Origin of the sequence: Steroidobacter gossypii, from assembly GCF_016801985.1 — a bacterium.
GTDB classification, from domain to species: domain Bacteria; phylum Pseudomonadota; class Gammaproteobacteria; order Steroidobacterales; family Steroidobacteraceae; genus Steroidobacter; species Steroidobacter gossypii.
Genome location: NZ_JAEVLS010000002.1, coordinates 656567 through 674497, shown reverse-complemented (window position 1 = coordinate 674497; position 17931 = coordinate 656567). Strand labels below are relative to the sequence as shown.

General features: G+C 63.5%; 19 protein-coding genes. 4 read left to right on the top strand and 15 right to left on the bottom strand.

The window, feature by feature from the left end:
- Window positions 1–38: 38 nt before the first annotated feature.
- Complete coding sequence (gene recJ, locus JM946_RS10115) at window positions 39–1775, bottom strand: single-stranded-DNA-specific exonuclease RecJ (protein ID WP_203167169.1); 1737 nt, start codon at window positions 1773–1775, stop codon at window positions 39–41.
- A complete protein-coding gene (locus JM946_RS10110; RefSeq protein ID WP_203167168.1) occupies window positions 1769–2761 on the bottom strand; it encodes a hypothetical protein in 993 nt (330 codons plus the stop codon). Before JM946_RS10110 ends, recJ begins: the two co-directional genes overlap by 7 nt.
- Window positions 2762–2800: 39 nt before the next feature.
- Here JM946_RS10110 and JM946_RS10105 point away from each other — a divergent pair, with 39 nt between their 5' ends.
- The gene (locus JM946_RS10105; RefSeq protein ID WP_203167167.1) at window positions 2801–3193 is read left to right on the top strand and encodes an Mth938-like domain-containing protein; all 393 of its coding nucleotides are present in this window, start codon (window positions 2801–2803) and stop codon (window positions 3191–3193) included.
- A gap of 461 nt (window positions 3194–3654) precedes the next feature.
- On the opposite strand, the gene JM946_RS10100 is transcribed toward JM946_RS10105, so the two are convergent.
- From JM946_RS10100 to surE, 3 genes are read right to left on the bottom strand one after another with little or no spacing between them, the layout of a single operon-like run.
- Window positions 3655–4377, bottom strand: a complete 723-nt coding sequence (locus JM946_RS10100) for a peptidoglycan DD-metalloendopeptidase family protein (RefSeq protein ID WP_203167166.1) — start codon at window positions 4375–4377, stop codon at window positions 3655–3657.
- 43 nt (window positions 4378–4420) lie between these two features.
- A complete protein-coding gene (locus JM946_RS10095) occupies window positions 4421–5104 on the bottom strand; it encodes a protein-L-isoaspartate(D-aspartate) O-methyltransferase (protein ID WP_269140965.1) in 684 nt (227 codons plus the stop codon).
- On the bottom strand, window positions 5101–5868 hold the full coding sequence (gene surE, locus JM946_RS10090; RefSeq protein ID WP_203167165.1) for a 5'/3'-nucleotidase SurE: 768 nt from the start codon (window positions 5866–5868) through the stop codon (window positions 5101–5103). The genes JM946_RS10095 and surE overlap by 4 nt, the downstream gene beginning before the upstream one ends.
- 92 nt (window positions 5869–5960) lie before the next feature.
- Here surE and JM946_RS30960 point away from each other — a divergent pair, with 92 nt between their 5' ends.
- Complete coding sequence (locus JM946_RS30960) at window positions 5961–6497, top strand: Smr/MutS family protein (RefSeq protein WP_203167164.1); 537 nt, start codon at window positions 5961–5963, stop codon at window positions 6495–6497.
- A 4-nt stretch (window positions 6498–6501) separates the two neighbouring features.
- On the opposite strand, the gene truD is transcribed toward JM946_RS30960, so the two are convergent.
- The 9 genes from truD to JM946_RS10040 all read right to left on the bottom strand — a co-directional run bounded on the left by truD (window position 6502) and on the right by JM946_RS10040 (window position 15513).
- Window positions 6502–7554, bottom strand: a complete 1053-nt coding sequence (gene truD / locus JM946_RS10080; RefSeq protein ID WP_203167163.1) for a tRNA pseudouridine(13) synthase TruD — start codon at window positions 7552–7554, stop codon at window positions 6502–6504.
- Window positions 7555–7564: 10 nt separating this feature from the next.
- Window positions 7565–8044 (bottom strand): 2-C-methyl-D-erythritol 2,4-cyclodiphosphate synthase, encoded by a 480-nt coding sequence (ispF, locus tag JM946_RS10075; RefSeq protein ID WP_203167880.1) that lies wholly within the window; start codon window positions 8042–8044, stop codon window positions 7565–7567.
- 8 nt (window positions 8045–8052) lie between these two features.
- Window positions 8053–8754, bottom strand: a complete 702-nt coding sequence (ispD, locus tag JM946_RS10070) for a 2-C-methyl-D-erythritol 4-phosphate cytidylyltransferase (protein WP_203167162.1) — start codon at window positions 8752–8754, stop codon at window positions 8053–8055.
- A 41-nt stretch (window positions 8755–8795) separates the two neighbouring features.
- Window positions 8796–9161 carry a cell division protein FtsB gene (ftsB, locus tag JM946_RS10065; protein WP_203167161.1) on the bottom strand — a complete coding sequence of 122 codons (366 nt, stop codon included), beginning with the start codon at window positions 9159–9161 and terminating at the stop codon, window positions 8796–8798.
- 7 nt (window positions 9162–9168) lie between these two features.
- Entirely contained in the window at window positions 9169–10461 is a 1293-nt protein-coding gene (gene eno / locus JM946_RS10060) for a phosphopyruvate hydratase (protein WP_203167160.1), read from the bottom strand.
- Complete coding sequence (gene kdsA, locus JM946_RS10055; RefSeq protein ID WP_203167159.1) at window positions 10458–11291, bottom strand: 3-deoxy-8-phosphooctulonate synthase; 834 nt, start codon at window positions 11289–11291, stop codon at window positions 10458–10460. The genes eno and kdsA overlap by 4 nt, the downstream gene beginning before the upstream one ends.
- Before the next feature lie 29 nt (window positions 11292–11320).
- A complete protein-coding gene (locus tag JM946_RS10050; RefSeq protein ID WP_203167158.1) occupies window positions 11321–12979 on the bottom strand; it encodes a CTP synthase in 1659 nt (552 codons plus the stop codon).
- Between the two features lie 186 nt (window positions 12980–13165).
- On the bottom strand, window positions 13166–14536 hold the full coding sequence (gene tilS / locus JM946_RS10045) for a tRNA lysidine(34) synthetase TilS (RefSeq protein ID WP_203167157.1): 1371 nt from the start codon (window positions 14534–14536) through the stop codon (window positions 13166–13168).
- A gap of 14 nt (window positions 14537–14550) precedes the next feature.
- On the bottom strand, window positions 14551–15513 hold the full coding sequence (locus JM946_RS10040; protein ID WP_203167156.1) for an acetyl-CoA carboxylase carboxyltransferase subunit alpha: 963 nt from the start codon (window positions 15511–15513) through the stop codon (window positions 14551–14553).
- A gap of 170 nt (window positions 15514–15683) precedes the next feature.
- On the opposite strand from JM946_RS10040, the gene JM946_RS10035 reads away from it, so the two are divergent.
- Entirely contained in the window at window positions 15684–16469 is a 786-nt protein-coding gene (locus tag JM946_RS10035) for a hypothetical protein (RefSeq protein WP_203167155.1), read from the top strand.
- A 4-nt stretch (window positions 16470–16473) separates the two neighbouring features.
- Here JM946_RS10035 and JM946_RS10030 read toward each other — a convergent pair whose 3' ends face one another.
- On the bottom strand, window positions 16474–17463 hold the full coding sequence (locus JM946_RS10030; protein WP_203167154.1) for a ParB N-terminal domain-containing protein: 990 nt from the start codon (window positions 17461–17463) through the stop codon (window positions 16474–16476).
- Between the two features lie 144 nt (window positions 17464–17607).
- Between JM946_RS10030 and JM946_RS10025 the strand changes: the two genes are divergently transcribed.
- Window positions 17608–17931: a glycine zipper domain-containing protein gene (locus JM946_RS10025; RefSeq protein ID WP_203167153.1), complete on the top strand. Its 324-nt coding sequence runs from the start codon at window positions 17608–17610 to the stop codon at window positions 17929–17931.

The following is a 17931-nucleotide window of genomic DNA, read 5'->3' as shown; positions in this document are numbered from 1 at the left end:
TTCAATTGCGGGACGCGGATCCTAGCAAAACTCGGCGCTCAAAGGACCCGCAAATACTCGACCACCAACTGCAGCCGCTCCGAACCGTTGAACCGGTTCACGTCCAGCCGATAGGCCAGCTCGACCCGGGAGTCCGGCTGCACGTGCGGGGCGTCGTCGTGGTCGAAATGCCGGAATGCGATGGCTTCGCAGCTGGCCGCGCCCAGGGCGCCGTGGCCGTCGGCCCGGACCTCCAGCTTCAAGTGACGCTCGCCCAGGATGCGCACATTGCGCACCTCGAAGCAGCCATCGAACAACGGTTCGGGAAACGACTGACCCCACGGGCCGGCCTGCTGCAGCAGGCGAGCGACATCGAGCGTCAGCTCCTCGTGTTGCAGACTGCCGTCGGAGTGCACCACCCCGATGGTGTCATCCACGCTCATCCAGCGACGCACCTCGGCATCGAACTCGGCTCGAAATTGTTCCAGCGTCGCCGCCGGCAAGGTCAGGCCGGCCGCCATGGCGTGGCCGCCGAATTTCTCGATCAAGCCCGGGTGGCGAGTCGCCACCGCATCGAGCACGTCGCGAATGTGTACGCCAGGGACCGAGCGCGCCGAGCCTTTCAACATGTTCGCATCGGCTCGAGCCAGCGCGATGACCGGCCGATGCACGCGATCCTTCACACGAGAGGCGACGAGCCCGACCACACCCTGGTGCCACGTCTCATCGAACAAACACAAACCGAGTGGCAGCTGCGGATCTTCGGCGCGCATATCCGCGATGGCCAGCAGCGCTTCCTGCTGCATTTGCAGCTCGAGCTCCTTGCGATCGCTGTTCAATTGAGTTAACCGCGCGGCGAGCAAGCGCGCCCGGTTGGGATCGTCGGTGAGCAAACATTGAATGCCGACGGACATGTCGTCGAGACGCCCCGCCGCGTTCAAGCGAGGCCCGATCTGATAGCCCAGATCCGCGGCCACGACATTCCCGGGGATGCAATTGGCGACTTCGAGCAGCGCGCGAATGCCGGCGATGCAACGACCGGCGCGAATGCGACGCAGTCCCTGATGGACGAGCACGCGATTGTTTCGATCCAGCGGCACGAGATCGGCGATGGTGCCGAGGGCCACCAGATCGAGCAGTTCGACCACCGCCGGCGGATTGGCGCAAAGCCCCCGCTCCTGCATGGCTCGCGTCAGCGCCGCCATCAGATAAAACGCGACACCCACGCCCGCCAGAGCTTTGCTCGGAAATGTATCGCCCGGCGCATTCGGATTGACGATCGCGTCGGCCGCGGGCACCGATGTAGGCGCAAGGTGATGGTCGGTGATCAACGTCTGAATACCGAGCGCAGTCGCCGCCGCAACGCCCGCATGACTGGATATGCCGTTGTCGACAGTGACGATCAGGCCGGGCTGCGCTTCGGCAGCGAGCTGCACGATCTCGGGCGTGAGGCCGTAACCGTACTGAAAGCGGTTCGGCACCAGGAAGTCGACATGTTTGAAACCGAGACCTTTCAGCTGACGGACCACCAGCGCCGTGCTGGTCGCCCCGTCGGCGTCGAAGTCGCCGACCACCACGACGCGGCTGCCGCGACGAAAGTGTTCGCAGAGCAGATCGACGGCGGCATCGACGCCCCCGAGTCTGCTGACCGGAATCAGCCGCGCCAGGCCGAGATCGAGATCCTCGGGTTGGGCCAAGCCTCGGTTCGCGTACAAACGTTGCAGCAGCGGATGCAGATCGCTCGGCAATGCATGGACCGCAGCTGCCTCGCGTCGACGAATCGTGCGGTTCAGCATGCGGCCCATTTCGCCGGCGGCAATTCGCGGCGCCACAGTTTGAACATGGCGGCGCGGTCAGCCGTCACATGCCATTCGTCCAGAATCAAAGTGAGTCGCGCGATGGCGCCGCCCAACAGTGCGCGATTCAAAGGAGCGAGCCAGCGTGTTTCGAACGTTGCTTGCATGGGCGCATCGATGAGTGCGAGCGTGGCGCCCGCGACCTGCTTCAACAGTTCGGCGGCATCGACAGGCTTGGCGTTCACGGGCTGATCATGCAGGCGATAGACACCACGCAAATAAACATCGTCGCCCCACGCAGCGGGCAGCGATTTCGCCTTCACGTCACTCAACATTCCTTCCCCATGCACCCATATGGCATTCAACGCCGGCAAGCCTCGGGCCTGGCGCTGCGCGTTGACCGCATGCTCGTGCAACAGCATTTGCATTTCGGTCATCAAGCGCCGCAACCCGCCTGCATCTTGGCCGCGCGGTAAAATCGGTTCGTTCGGATTGGTGGCCGCGAACTCCGGACTGACGGTCTGCACCTGCAGCGGCTCGCTGCGCAGAAGCCACTCGCCTTCCGCGCCGTCGTGCAACTCGAAACCGGTGCCCTGCAGATGCTCCGCCAAGGTGGGCGACAGCGCGGCTCGTTCAGCGGCGCTCATGCGAGCGGCGCCTCGCAGCGGCACCGTCGTCAGCCGATCCAGACCCGCTGCGAAGTGTATCGGCTCGGCGCGCAGCCAGAAACCACTGGCAGGCGCGCCCTCGACGGCGGTACGGATGACCGGTCCGCTGGGATAATCAGCATCGCGCAGTTGAAGAGCATCGAGCACGGCCGCATGCACGGCATCGAGGCCGGAGTGACTCTGACGCCTCACCACTGAACCCCGCCCGGCGAGCCGCGCGAGCTGCGGCCATCGAGGGGGATCTCGCTCCTCCTCGACGCGCAGAGGATTCAAGCCGGGAACGATCAAGGTGAGCGAGGGAGTCAACGTGTTCAACATCTTCAGCGCGGCGGCGACGAGCTGCGCTATGGTAGCCCAATGAAACTGACCGACGAGAAGATTGGCGGTATCAACATGATCCGCTCCTACGCCCCGGGCGAGATTCGCATCGGTGAGACGGTGATTCGCGGCAGCTGCCTGGTAACCGCGGACCAGATCGTGAGCGACTGGCGTCCACAGACCGCCGCCGAGCTGACGCTCGAGGATCTGCAACAGGTGATCGCGATGCAGCCGGAGGTGGTGGTGATCGGCTCGGGCCCGCGCCAGCAGTTTCCCGCGCCCGAGGTGCTCGGTGCAGTGTTATCGCGAGGGATCGGTTGCGAGGTGATGGATACGGGTGCGGCCTGCCGGACCTATAACATCCTCGCTAGCGAGGGACGCACTGTGGTCGCAGCGCTGTTGGTCGGAGAAAGTCACAGCCACGGATTGTAGAACCACCGTGGGTACATCGATGTACCCCGCCGCCGCAGGCGGCGGCGAGAGGCAAAGGTCACGTCTTTTGCCGACTCGCACGAGGGTCGTGGCAGGATGCCCGATCCCGAGTTTTATCAAGTCTCTCCCGGTCACCCTGAACCAGGGCGACCGGGAGAAGACGCGGGACTGAAGATCGTTCGACCCAACTCGCCCGGTGCGCCCCAATGGAGGTCGTCGCCTGACGAAATATTCTTTTTCTTTTGCTTTTGTTCTTCTTCGCGCTGTTTCCTCGAATCCCCCTCCGCCCCCGCGTCTTCTCCGAGTCACCCTGATCGATCATCCCAGCTCGATCATCCCAGCTCGATCATCTCAGCTCGGGTGTATGTAGGAGCCGACATGTTGGGGGCGGATTTAGACACACGATCGCGCATAGCGCAACCCTTGTTCGCAGCGCGAAAGTCACAAGGGCCGAAGGGTGCTCATGAACGGGGCGGCAGCAAGGTCAAAGGATTGCCCGGTGTACCGTTGATTCGAATCTCGAAATACAGCTGTGGCGCGCCCTGCGGCCCGGCGCCCATGGTCGCGATACGTTGGCCGGCGCTCACTGCATCCCCTTCTTTGATCAGAACTGACTGCAAATGAGCGTACGCGCTCAGGTAGCTCTCGTTGTGCTTGACGATGACCAGTTGCCCGTAGCCAAGCAGGCCTGAACCGGTATACACCACGCGACCGCCACTCGCGGCGCGAATGTCTGCTCCGAGTCGGCCGGCGATCATCAGGCCATGCCCGCCGTTGGGACGATCGGTGAGCGTGGCGGTGCCGCCGCTCACCGGCCATTGCCATTTCACCGGCGGTCCCGTGGGAGTCGCAGGCGTTCGTGTCGATGGAGGTTTCGCTTTAGGTTTTGCCTTCGCTGGCGGCGCCGCCGTTCTGCGTGGAGTCTTGGGCGCCGGCGTGGATGCGCTCGCACTCCTCGCGTACGGTGGATACAAGCGCAGCGTCTGGCCAGGATAAATCACATAATCCCCGCCGATACGATTCCATCGCGCCAGGTCTTTGTAATCGAGCTTGTGACGAAACGCGATCGAATACAGCGTGTCGCCGCGCTTCACCAGGTAGGTCGCCGGACGCTCGCCGTTGGAAGCGCAGCCCGCAAGCAACGCCAGGGCGAGCAGCAGCGGGGCGAGCCATCGGCATATCATCCGCCCTGGCCCGATGCTCGTGGGCCGAGCCCGGCCGGCCTCATCAGTTGAGACCCTTCAGCAATGGCACGAAGCTGACCAACCCCAGCGTCTCCTTGTGAAATTCGTCGCCACGACGAGTGATGCGCACCAGTTGCTGGCGGCCTTCCGGCCCCACCGGCGCAATCAAACGACCGCCGTTCGCCAGCTGCTGGAACAACACTTCGGGAATCGCCAGGGGCGCGGCCGCCATCAGGATCGCGTCATACGGCGCGTGCCCGCTCCAGCCGATGAAGCCGTCCCCATGGCGTAAATGGACATTGGAGATATTCAGTTCCCGCAGGCGCTGGCGCGCGCGCTCCTGCAACGCGCCGATGCGCTCGATGCTATAGACGAAGCGCACCAGCGGCGACATCACCGCCGTTTGATAGCCGCAACCGGTGCCGATTTCCAGCACTTTGCCCGGCGTGCCCGCTTCGATCATCGCCTCCGTCATGCGCGCGACCACGAACGGTTGCGAGATCGTCTGGCCGTGCCCAATGGGCAACGCGGTGTCTTCATAAGCGCGCGTGGCGAGCGCTTCGTCGACAAACAAATGTCGCGGCACGTTGCGAATCTGATCCAGCACCGCGGGATTGACGATGCCCTGATCGCGCAGACGCTGAACCAAACGTTCGCGCGTGCGCGCCGACGTCATGCCGATGCCAGCTCGATTGCCGTTGGTTTTGGGTGGCGCAGGCGGCTTCATTCGTGGCGCCCCTGCAGCCAGCTGCGCATGTCCTCGAGCATGGAGTGCCGAGTCAGATCGATCTGCAGCGGCGTGACCGACACATAGTTGTTGGCCACTGCATGGAAATCGGTGCCCGGCCCCGCATCCTGACTGCCGCCCGCCGGACCCACCCAATACACTGGCCGGCCGCGCGGATCCGCCATGCGAACGATAGGCTCGGAGCGATGACGGAAACCGAGTCGCGTCGCCTGATAGCCCCGGAGCTGTTCGTAGGGAACATCGGGAACATTCACGTTCAGGATGGTGGCCTGATGCAATGGTGCGCGCTGAATGCGCATTACCAATTCAGCCGCGACGCGCGCGGCCGTCTCGAAGTGGTTGCCGGAGTCCGGCTGAATCACCAGCGACATGGCGATGGCCGGCAGGCCAAGGAAGCGTCCCTCGATAGCGGCGGCGACCGTGCCCGAATACAGCACGTCGTCCCCCAGGTTGGGGCCGTCGTTGATGCCCGAGATCACCATGTCGGGGTCGTCCTCGCCTTCGAACAGCCCCGAGATCGCGAGGTGCACGCAATCGGTGGGCGTGCCGTTGACCACTAGGAATTTGCGCTCCTCGAACTGCATCACGCGCAGTGGCATGTCCAGCGTCAGCGAGTTGCTGGCGCCGCTACGGTTGCGATCTGGCGCCACGACGGTAATGTCGGCCAGAGGCGCGAGGGCCTCGCCCAGGGCACGCAAGCCCTCGGCGCGATAGCCGTCGTCATTGCTGAGCAGGATCTTCACGAGTTGGCCAGATCGATGGGTACTTGCGGCGCGGAACTATACTGGAAACCGGGCCTCAACTTCATGACGCGGCTCGATTTATGGAGTATTGGGTGAACGACGATCGAGATCACGACCGGCAGACCTTTCGCGAGGCGATGCGCGATGTGCGCCGCCTTCGGAACACCGACAAGCTCCCGCCCTCGGGGCCGAAGCCGCCGCCGCGTGCGCGTTTTACCCGGGCCGATCAGCTCGAAGTCCTGAAAGAAAGCCTGCTGCCGCCGAGCGATGAAGCCGCGCTCGCCACCGGCGATGAACTGAGCTTCCGTCGCCCGCACATCCCGGAAGCGGTGCTGACCAAGCTGCGCCGGGGCCACTACACCGTCGATGCCGAAATCGACTTGCACGGCATGACGGGCGCCGAGGCCAAAGCCGCCATGCGCGAATTCCTGACGGACGCCGTGATTCGCCGGATGAGCTGTGTGCGCATCGTTCACGGCAAAGGTCGCCGCTCCGGTCCTCGCGGCCCGGTGCTCAAGAACGTCGTGAATCAGTGGCTGCAGCGCATCGACGCCATTCAGGCCTTCGGCTCGGCGCGCCAGGTCGACGGTGGCAGCGGCGCCGTGTACGTGCTCCTGAAGGTGAGATAACGCTTCAGACATCAGCTTCGGGCGTTTCCGCCGCAAAGGCGTTGCCGATCAGCTCATGCAACACCGCGGTCGCGAACGAGCCTCGCTGCAAACGAAACTGCAGATGCAGATCGGCGCCGTCCAAGCGCCACTGCAACTCTCGCACCGGCACACGCAGCGGTCGTCGCTCCGGTTCGAGCTTCGCCTTCGTCAAGCCAGTCGCGAGCACTGCATAACGCTGCGCGGTGCGCGCCTCCAACTCCGCTATCTCACCTCTGGATAGCGGCGCGTCGCCGTGCCACATCGGCCCGGTAGGATGCACATCGAGTTGCTCACAACGCTGGCGCAAAGTGTCGTCGACGAGCTCGGGCACAAAGAAACTGCCGCTGCCATTGAGATTGACCACGTCCCCTTCGATCAGCTGGTTCCAATTGCCCGCGGTGATGCGCTCGGCCAGCACTGCGTTGAAGATCACCGAGCGAGCGGCGGACAACGCGAAGCCTCGGTCCATGCGCTCCGGCGCCGGACCGCCTTCGAACCATGCGATCGCGGTCGCGACGTTGTGGCCCTCATGACCGAAGCGTTGCGGCCCGAAATAATTTGGCGCGCCCGATGAGGCGAGCTTTTGCAGACGTTGCTCGAGCACGGCGGCATCACCAACGAAGTCGCGCAACACCACTTCGAAGTCATTGCCCTTCAAAGCGCCGCGCTTGAGCTTGCGACGAATCCGCTCGGCGCCGAGCACTTCGAAACCATCGCCGGTGAGACCCAGCCAATTGGAGACTGCCGAGCGCGCCGGCACGGTGAACGATTGTTCGGCCACTGCGTCCCGGTCCTTCAGACCCGCGAAGCCCACATCGCGCGGTGGGATCTTGCCCAGCCTCGCCAGCTGCTTGGCCACCCACATCGTGTTCGCGCCGCGCTTGCGGACTCGCAGCAACAAATGATCGCCGTCGCCATCCGCACCGAAGCCCAGCCACTCGCGTACGATGAAATCTTCCGGCGTGACGCGCAAACGCGCATTGCCTGCCGGTCCACCGTGCGCGCACGGCAGATTCATGAGCTCTGAGAAATTCATGCGGGGCAATTCATGCGGGGATGTGCTCGATCAGGGCGATGGCCTGACACGCCAGGCCTTCGGCGCGCCCGATGAACCCCATCTTTTCGCTGGTGGTCGCCTTGATGTTGACGCGAGTGATATTGACGCCGAGGTCGGCGGCGATGTTGGCGCGCATGGCTTCTCGATATTTACCCAGGCGCGGCGCTTCGCAGATGACCGTCGAATCCACATTGACGACGACGTAGTCTCGTTCCTTGAGCAAGTCGCGAACGTGACGCACGAACGCGCGACTGTTGGCGCCCTTCCAGCGCGGATCGGTATCGGGAAAGTGCATGCCGATGTCACCCAGCCCGGCAGCGCCAAGCAGCGCATCGCAGATGGCATGCAGCAGCACGTCTCCGTCGGAGTGCGCGAGAATGCCGTGCGAGTGTGGAATCTTCTCGCCGCCCAGCGTGACGTAATCGCCAGTGGTGAACGCGTGAACGTCGTAGCCCTGGCCTATGCGCAATTGAGAGGTCATGCAGCGCTCCGTGATCTCAAGATGCGCTCGGCGCGCAGCAGGTCTTCGGGCAACGTGATTTTGATGTTGTCGGCGTCGCCGGCCACGAGCTTGGGTTGCATTCCCAAGGCTTCGACCGCCTGCGCCTCATCGGTCACGGCGGCGCCTCGCGACAGCGCACTTTGCAGAGCCCGTTCCAGGATGTGATATCGAAACATTTGTGGCGTGAGCGCGCGCCAGAGCTTGTCTCTGGGGACGGTCTGCGCGACTCGATCGTTAACGTCGGCTCTTTTCAGCGTGTCCACGACCGGTGCGGCTAGCAACCCGCCCACCGCATCGTCGCTCAACTCGTTCAGCAAATGATCGAGATCGCTGGCCGGCAAGCAGGGCCTGGCCGCGTCGTGCACCAGCACCCAATCGTCGGGCGCGACGCGCTCCTGCAAAGCGCCCAGGCCGGCGAGCACGGAGTTCATACGTTCGGCGCCGCCGATGGTGGTTGTGATCTTCGAGTTGCTGGCGAGTGCCGTTTGCGACCATCGCTGATCCTGGCTCGCCAAAACCACCACGACGCCCGCCGCATGCTGATGCGCCAGAAACGGCGCGAGCGACCACTCGATCACGGTTCGGCCGGCCACAGAAAGATATTGCTTGGGTACAGCATTCCCCATGCGACGAGCACTGCCCGCCGCGGGCACGACGACCCAGAATCTGTTCTGCACTCCCTTAAGACCCTCGCGCCTGAACCAGCCGGCGCCCGCCGTCAATTCGCCGCGCGCGCCTGCATGACGCGTTCCGGCTGGTCTTCTTCCGGCTCGCGTTCAGGGCTGGGCTTGGGCGCAGGCTGGATGGCCGCCTTGGGCTCGACCACTTGATAGAACGTCTCGCCGCGGCCGACCATGCCGAGATCGGTGCGCGCCCGCTCCTCGATGGCGACTGTGCCCTTTTTCAGATCCTGCACTTCCGCCGCCAGGGTGCGGTTGCGCTCTTTCAGCGAGCTGTTCTGCTCGCGCTGGGCCTCGATCTCGGCGCGCAGACGGTGAACTTCACGCATCCCGCCGTCGCCCAGCCATAACCGGTACTGCAGGAGTACCAGCACGGTGACCAGAGCGGCGGCGAGAACTTTCATGTTTGTATCAGCAAGACACGCCGGGCAGCGGCACGGGCAGCGCTTCGATGCCCGCATACTTCGCCTCGCTACCCAGCTCCTGCTCGATGCGCAGCAGCTGGTTGTACTTGGCGATGCGATCCGAACGTGACATCGAGCCGGTCTTGATCTGAGTCGCGCGGGTCGCGACCGCGATGTCGGCGATGGTTGCGTCCTCGGTCTCGCCGGAGCGATGCGACACGACGGCCGCATACTTCGCATCGGCCGCCATGTCGATGGCCGCGAGCGTCTCGGTCAGGGTGCCGATCTGATTCACCTTGATCAGGATGGCGTTGGCGATGTGCTTCTCGATGCCCTGCTTCAGGAACCTGGTGTTGGTGACGAACAGATCGTCGCCCACCAGCTGCACCTTTTTGCCGATGCGATCGGTCAGCAGCTTCCAGCCGTCCCAGTCGTCCTCGCTCATGCCGTCCTCGATGGTCACGATGGGATAGCGACCCACCAGTCCTTCCAGATAGTCGACGAACTGCGCCGAGGTGAACTTACGATGCTCGGATTCGAGGTGATACACCCCGTCCTTGAAGAACTCGGTGCTGGCGACGTCCAGGCCGAGGAACACCTGTTTGCCGGCCTTGTAGCCGGCGCGATCGATGGCTTCGAGAATGGTTTCCAGCGCCGCCTCATTAGACGGCAGATCCGGCGCGAAGCCGCCCTCATCGCCCACCGAGGTCGCGAGCTTGCGCTCGTGCAGAACCTTCTTGAGCGTGTGGAAGATTTCCGCGCCGTAGCGCAGCGCTTCAGAAAGCGAAGGCGCGCCGATCGGCAGAATCATGAATTCCTGGATGTCCACGCTGTTATCGGCGTGCGCGCCGCCGTTGATGATGTTCATCATCGGCACCGGCAGCGTCTTGGAAGTCCCAAGCCGACGGAACAGGGATTGCTTGGTTTCTTTCGCCATGGCCTGCGCATTGGCGAGCGACACGGCGAGCAATGCATTCGCGCCCAGGCGCGACTTGGTGTCGGTGCCGTCGAGCTTGATCATGGCCTGGTCGATGGCAGCCTGATCGCCCGCATCGCGGCCCACCAGCAATTGCTTGATCTCGCCGTTGACGTTGGCAACGGCCTTGAGCACGCCCTTGCCGAGATAACGCGACTTGTCGCCGTCCCGCAGCTCGATGGCTTCACGCGCACCGGTGGAAGCGCCGGAAGGAACCGCCGCTCTGCCCATCACGCCGGAATCCAGGAATACATCGGCCTCCACGGTGGGATTGCCGCGCGAATCGATGATCTCGCGGCCGCGGATGTCGACGATCTTGCTCATAGCAGACTTTCCTCGTAAGGCCGTGACTTCACGGCTTGGTCCAGTTCTTTCAGTGTTGTCAGCAGCGATTCCATTCGCGCCAGCGGCCAGGCATTCGGGCCATCGGACAGCGCATTGTCAGGGTCGGGATGCGTCTCCATGAACAACCCTGCGATGCCAGCGGCGACGGCGGCGCGCGCCAGCACCGGAACGAACTCGCGTTGACCGCCCGACGCCGTGCCCTTGCCTCCCGGCAGCTGCACGGAGTGCGTGGCGTCGAACACCACCGGCGCGCCGGTCTCACGCATGACCGAGAGCGAGCGCATGTCCGACACGAGATTGTTATAACCGAAACTGAAGCCGCGCTCGCACACCATGATCTGCTCGTTGCCGGTGGAGCGCGCCTTGTCGACCACGTTCTTCATTTCCCAGGGCGACAGGAACTGACCCTTCTTGATGTTGACGGGCCGCTGGTGCGAACAAACGTTGAGGATGAAATTGGTCTGCCGGCACAGGAATGCCGGGGTCTGCATCACGTCCACCACTTCGGCGACTTCAGCGAACGGCGTGTCCTCGTGCACGTCGGTGAGCACCGGCACGCCGATCTGACGCTTCACCTCGGACAGGATGCGCAGCCCTTCCTCGATACCCGGGCCACGGAAGCTCTTGGCCGACGAACGGTTGGCCTTGTCGAACGACGACTTGAAAATGAACGGCACCTTGAGCCGCGAGCTGAGCTCCTTGAGCTTGCCCGCGGTGTCCAGGATCAGCCCTTCCGTCTCGACCACGCACGGGCCGGCGATGAGAAAGAACGGCTTATCCGGCCCGACCTCGAAATTGAGCAAACGCATGATTGTCAGCTGACCCTCTTGACCATCTTCTAACCGCCAACCGCCAACCGCTTCTCTTCAGGCTGCTGGCTTTGATGATACGCGCGCGCCGCTTTCACGAAGCCCGTGAACAACGGATGCCCGTCGCGCGGGGTCGAGCGGAATTCCGGATGGAACTGGCTCGCCACGAAGAACGGATGCGTCGGCAGCTCGATCATTTCCACCAGCCCGTCGCGCGAGAAGCCCGAGAACCGCAACCCGGCGTTCATCAGCTTCTGCAGATAACGGTTGTTGAACTCATAACGGTGGCGGTGACGTTCCATCACCGTGTCCGAACCGTAGATCTGATGCGCCTTGGAGCCGTGCGACAGGCGCGCTTCCTGAGCCCCCAGGCGCATGGTGCCGCCCATGTCCGACTTCTCGGTGCGCTGTTCGACCTTGCCCTTCTCGTCCTGCCACTCGGTGATCAGCGCGACCACCGGATGCGGCGCGCCCCGATTGAACTCGGTGGAGTGCGCGCCCTGCAGGCCGGCGACGTTGCGAGCGTATTCGATGATGGCCAGCTGCATGCCCAGGCAGATGCCGAGGTAGGGAATCTGGCGCTCGCGGGCGAACTTGATGGCCGCGACCTTGCCCTCCACGCCTCGCTCGCCGAAGCCGCCCGGCACCAGAATGGCGTCGACGCCTTCCAGGCAGCCAGTCCCGTGCTTCTCGACATCCGTCGCTTCGACGAACTGGATGTTCACGCGCGTACGAGTGCGGACGCCGGCATGGGTGATCGCTTCGGACAGCGAGATGTAGGAGTCGCGCAGATTGACGTACTTGCCGACCATGGCGATGGTGACGCTCGCGTCCGGGTTGGCCTTGGCGTTCACCACCTGTTTCCACTCGGTGAGGTCGGCCGGCGGCACGTCCAGACGCAGCTTGTCGACCACGATGTCGTCGAGCCCTTCGGCGTGCAGCAGCTGCGGGATCTTGTACAGATCGTCGGCGTCGACCGCGGTGATGACCGCGCGCTCCTCCACGTTGGTGAACAACGCGATCTTGCGACGATGCTCGGGCGGCAACGCGTTCTGCGCGCGGCACACGAGAATGTCCGGCTGGATGCCGATGGAGCGCAGCTCCTTCACCGAGTGCTGCGTCGGCTTGGTCTTGATCTCGCCCGAGCTCGGGATGTACGGAATCAAGGTCAGGTGCATGTAGAGCACGTTGTTGCGACCGAGCTCCACGCCCATCTGACGGATCGCCTCGAGGAACGGCAGCGACTCGATATCGCCCACCGTGCCGCCGATCTCGACCATGCAGATGTCGGCGTCGCCCGCACCCATGCGGATGCAGTGCTTGATTTCATCGGTGATGTGCGGAATGACCTGCACCGTCGCGCCCAAATAATCGCCGCGGCGCTCCTTGGCGATCACGCGCTCGTAGATGCGACCGGTGGTGAAATTCGAATTACGTGAAGTCGTGGTGCGCACGAAGCGCTCGTAGTGGCCGAGGTCGAGATCGCTCTCGTAGCCGTCGGTGGTCACGAACACTTCGCCGTGCTGGAACGGGCTCATGGTGCCGGGATCGACGTTGATGTACGGATCCAGCTTCACCATGCTGACCTTGAGCCCGCGCGATTCGAGAATGGCGCCCAGGGAAGCCGCGGCAATGCCTTTGCCCAGCGAGGAAACAACACCGCCGGTCACACAGATAAAACGCGTCATCGTAAAGCACCGTCGCAAAGAAGGAGGGGATCAGGGTCGGTGACCGTGGCCCGTCCAGCACATTTGGAGGCCACATCACTAGGAATCACGACGGGAGCGCAGTGTACCTCAAGACGCTCGGTGACGATAGACGAAGACGCATAGAAATCCTCTATGCGTCGGTTCGGCGTCTTGTTAGCAAAGGTGCTAAGCGTCGGCCCGATGCCGGGCGAGCACGTGGGGGCGCGGCTCCCACACGATCGACATGCCAGGCTGGCCCGGCGGCGTGGCGAACTGCGCATCGATCCACAAATCGCCGACAGCCACGAGCTGCTCGCCCGCGTAGATCAGCGGCAGGCGTTCACGCCACCACGGCAGCACATCGGCTGCCTGCAGGAGCTTCTTCAGCCTGTGGTGAAAAGCGTGCCCGACGGGCTGCAGGAGCTCGCCGCCTTCTCGAAAGCGCACCGACAATCTCGGCGGCAGCTTGGCCGCATCGAGGCGGCCCGATTCGGTCGGCGCGATACGTAACGTCCCCAGGCCGGCCGGCAGATCGAGCGGCGCATCGCCGGGCCAGTCAATTGCCTGCTCCAGAGCGAGCGGCGGCAAATGGTGTTCGCAGTACAACCAGCCGCGATGACGGCGGATCTCCCAGCCATCCCACGCCACGCAGGGGACTCGATCCGCGCTCGCCGCCAGCATGTCGTGCTCGATAGCGGCGAGTTTGCGCGTGGACGGGGGTCGAGCCCCGCGTCGGCGGATCCAATAGCGAAGCAGGTTTCGACGTCGCTCCGGATTGAGCGCGGCCAGCCGGGCAACGTCGAGGCACTCCTCGACCATCGCGCCTTCGGCATCGATTGCCGCGAGCTGCTCCAGGGTTCGCCACGCTTCTTGTAAGTGTTGCGTGGAACGTAATGCCGTCGACGCAGCCGCCGGCCAACGCTCGCGGAGTGCAGCGACGACACGATGGCGCACGAAATTGCGATCGAGCGCGAGGTTGTCGTTGGAAGGATCGGTAAGCCAATGCAGGCCCTCCGCCCTCGCCCATTGCTCGAGCTCGGCTCTGGTGAAATCCCACAGCGGTCGAACCATCGCGCCGGCGGCGAACGGCTCGTACATCTGCATGCCGCTCAAGCCCAGCACGCCGGCGCCGCGCATGAGCGCGAGCAGCAACGTTTCCAATTGATCGTCGGCATGCTGGCCAACCAACAGGTACTCGTCAGGGCGCAGCTCACTCGCGAACGCGGTGTAACGCGCTTTCCGCGCGGCAGCTTCGAGACCGAGCTCATCGATGCCCGTCACAGCGACGCGCAGCGACGTGAACTCGACGTGTAGTGCTCGCGCCTCGCGCTCACAGTGATCGCGCCAGAGTGCCGAATCGTCGTGAAGTCCGTGATCGATGTGAACTGCGCGCACGCTGTAACGCGAGTCGGCGGCAAGCCGAGCAAACGAATGCAACAACACCGTCGAATCGAGACCGCCGCTGAAGGCGATGCATAGATCGGCGTCGGCCGGCAGCAAGGCTCGGCCGCCGGCGGTTTTTTGCAGACGATTTTGCAGCTCACGTGGCGAGAACATGAGCCAGGACGCCTTTAGCTGACGCTATAAACTCCGTAGCCGCGCAAGCGCTGCTCGCGGGCCTTCATCAGTTGCTCGAGCGGCTTGGCCTGCAGCTCGTTGAGGTGACGCAGCAGCGCGTCCTTCAAGGTATCGGCCATGGCCTGCGGGTCGCGATGCGCGCCGCCCAGCGGCTCCTTCAGCACTTCATCCACGATGCCGCCGAGTTTGGCGATGCGCTCGGCGCTCACGCCCATGGCCTCGGCCGCCAGGTCCTTCTTATCGCCACTGCGCCACAGAATGCCGGCGCAGCCTTCCGGCGAGATCACCGAATAGATGCTGTACTGGAGCATCAGCAAACGATCGGCGACGCCAATCGCGAGCGCGCCACCCGAACCGCCTTCGCCAATCACCACACTGATGATCGGGGTTTGCAGCGTGGACATCTCGAACAGATTGCGGGCGATGGCTTCGCTCTGGCCGCGCTCTTCAGCGCCCACGCCCGGATACGCGCCCGAGGTGTCGATGAAGGTGATCAGCGGCAACTGGAAACGCTCGGCCATGTGCATCAGGCGCAGCGCCTTGCGATAGCCCTCGGGCTTGGGCATGCCGTAGTTACGGCGCACGCGCTCCTTGGTGTCGCGGCCCTTCTGCTGGCCGATCAGCATAACCGGCTTGCCATCCAGCCGCGCCACGCCGCCGACGATGGCGTGATCGTCCGCATACATGCGGTCGCCATGCAGTTCCTGGAAATCGGTGAAGATGGAGCTGATGTAGTCCAGCGTGTAAGGACGCTGCGGATGACGGGCAAGCTGCGCGATCTGCCACTGGCTGAGGTTGGAGAAAATGCTGGTCGTGAGCGCCCGGCTCTTGGCGCGCAGACGTGCGATCTCCTCGCCGATATTCACCTCGGCGTCGCTGGAGACGAACTTGAGCTCGTCGATCTTCGCCTCCAGCTCGGCGATCGGCTGCTCGAAGTCCAGGAAATTCATTGCCATGCAAACAGTTGCCTCATCCTTTGGAGGCGCGAACATAGCGGGCGGGACCGCCGAGGGCAAGCGCAAGAGCCCCAGTTGGCGCAGCTCGCCCGGCTGAACGGGCCGGCCGCTCGACCCGAAACGCCCGGGTCGCCCGTTTAAAGCTGTCAGCCGCCCTTCAAGGAGCTGATATGCGCCCGTTCTCGTTGCTGATGCTCACACTGGCCACCGTCCTGCCCTGGCAGGCGCAAGCCAGCCACGACCGCGCTCCGGCCTATATCCACCGCTGGGCCCGAGTCGAAGTCTTCGATCGGACTGCGGGCCATCCTCTGCCCATTTACGTGCACCACGACCGGCTGTACGTGGCCGGCGAGCCAGGGCATCAATACGAACTGCGCATCACCAACCGTTCCAACGAGCGCCTGCTCGCGGTGACCAGCGTGGATGGCGTGAACGTCATCAGCGGCAAGACGGCGCAGGAAAAGCAAAGCGGCTATGTGCTCGACCCATGGGGCGGCGTGCATGTCGAAGGCTGGCGCAAGAGCCTGAACGAAGTCGCGACGTTCTACTTCACCCGTTGGTCTGATTCGTACGCGGCCCGCACCGGTCGGCCGGAGCATGTCGGCGTCATTGGAGTCGCAGTGTTTCGTGAGCAGCCGTTCTGTTGTCATCGTCCGCACTTCGGCGGCGAACGGACCACCGGGGCCGCGCCCGCCCCTTCGGCGCAAGCAGACGAGCAATCTTTATCGCGAGAAGAGAGCGAGCGGCTCGGCACCGGCCATGGCCATCGCGAAGGCTCGCCCGCCCATTACGTCGATTTCCAGCGCGCCTCGAACACGCCGGATGAGACCATCGTCATCTACTACGACTCACGAAAGAATCTGACGGCCCGCGGCGTGATTCGCGAGTCACATCGCTACGCAGAGCACACACCCCCGAATCCGTTCCCGGAGGGCATGTTCGTGCCCGATCCGTGATCGACTATTCGGTATCGGGCGCGCCGCCGGCCTTGGCCAGGTCCTGTTGATTGACCTTGTCGACGTTGAACTTCGCCAGTCGCTCTTTCATGGTCTTCAGCACTTCCGGCAGCGGCGGCGGCTCGTCCTTGATCCAGCGTAACGGATTGATCCGCGCCACCACGAATGCGCGCAGATACGGGCTGACCAGGCCGCGCTTTTTCAACTTGTCGATGATGTCGGCGACCTTCTCGTCCAGCTCGAACAGCTGATCGGCGTACTTCTGGTGAACCTGCAGCGACTTCTGCAACGACTCTGAGGAGAACTCTTCGAGCCTGCGCAGAATCGGGTGATACGCGCCACCGGCGAAGTTGCCCTTGCGCTCGTAACACAAGCCCAAGGTCACCAGTGCGGCCTCCTCCAGATAGAAAGCGAAGTCGTGCTCCGGCCGGCGCGGATCCTCCTCGATCAGGCCTTTGTAGATACGAATCACCTCCAGCGCCCGCTCGCGCAGGTTGTGTGCCTTCTCTGTGTTCAGAGCCAGGATCTGCCAGGCAATCTCACGTTTGGGCACCACCAGCGCGATGATGGCTTTGGCGCCCAGTCGTCGCATCGCTTCCAGGCGGTGCCGACCGTTGGGCGTCCAGAAACCTTCCGTGGGCGCGGTGATGGCGATCACCGGATCCAGAAACAAACCGGTCTTGTCGATCACGCCCGAGAGCTTCTTGTAATGAGCATCGGACAGGTCGCGCTGAAACGGCGTGGGCTCCACCTGATCGATGGGCAACGCGGCAAGCAATAACGGATTGCGTCCCAGCGGCTCGCAGTAGCTGCCTATCACGTAACCGCCCTCCCGCTCGATGCGCGCGACGACGTCCGCCGCCTCGGCCGGCAATTGCTCGATGCGACATTCGCTCGGCAACACGCCGCGCGTGCGCGGGGCTGCTTTTTTCGGTGTTTTCCGCCGGGCCGGAGCGCGCTTGCGCTTTGCCGTTGTTTTGCTTTTGGTGGCCATTACCACTCCGTCTGAAGCGCAGCGTGCAAAGGATATACGGATACACCAAGTGGAACCTGCCGGCAATTCATGGCGTTGTTTTTGCGAACCGGGCGGACCGTCTTACCTAAGTCCACCCCCAGCTCGCAAGTTCCAGGAGGCCCTATGAATCTAGGTAAGCGAAACGGCGCTTTTGAATCACCCATCCGGCACCTGCGCAGGGATCTGCAGAACGTTGCACGCGATGCCGAGGAGTTGCTGCGAGCCACGGCCGATATCACCAACCATCGGGTCCAGCGGGCTCGGGCGCGGACCGAGAAAACGGTGAAACAGGCGTTCGATCATCTCTACGACCGACGCATGAAACGGCGCGTCCGCAAGTATGCGCGCGAAACCGATATGTATGTCCGCGAACACTCGTGGGGCATCATCGGCGCAGTGGCCGGCGTCGCATTGCTGCTCGGTCTGCTCGCGGGCCGTCGCGATTGA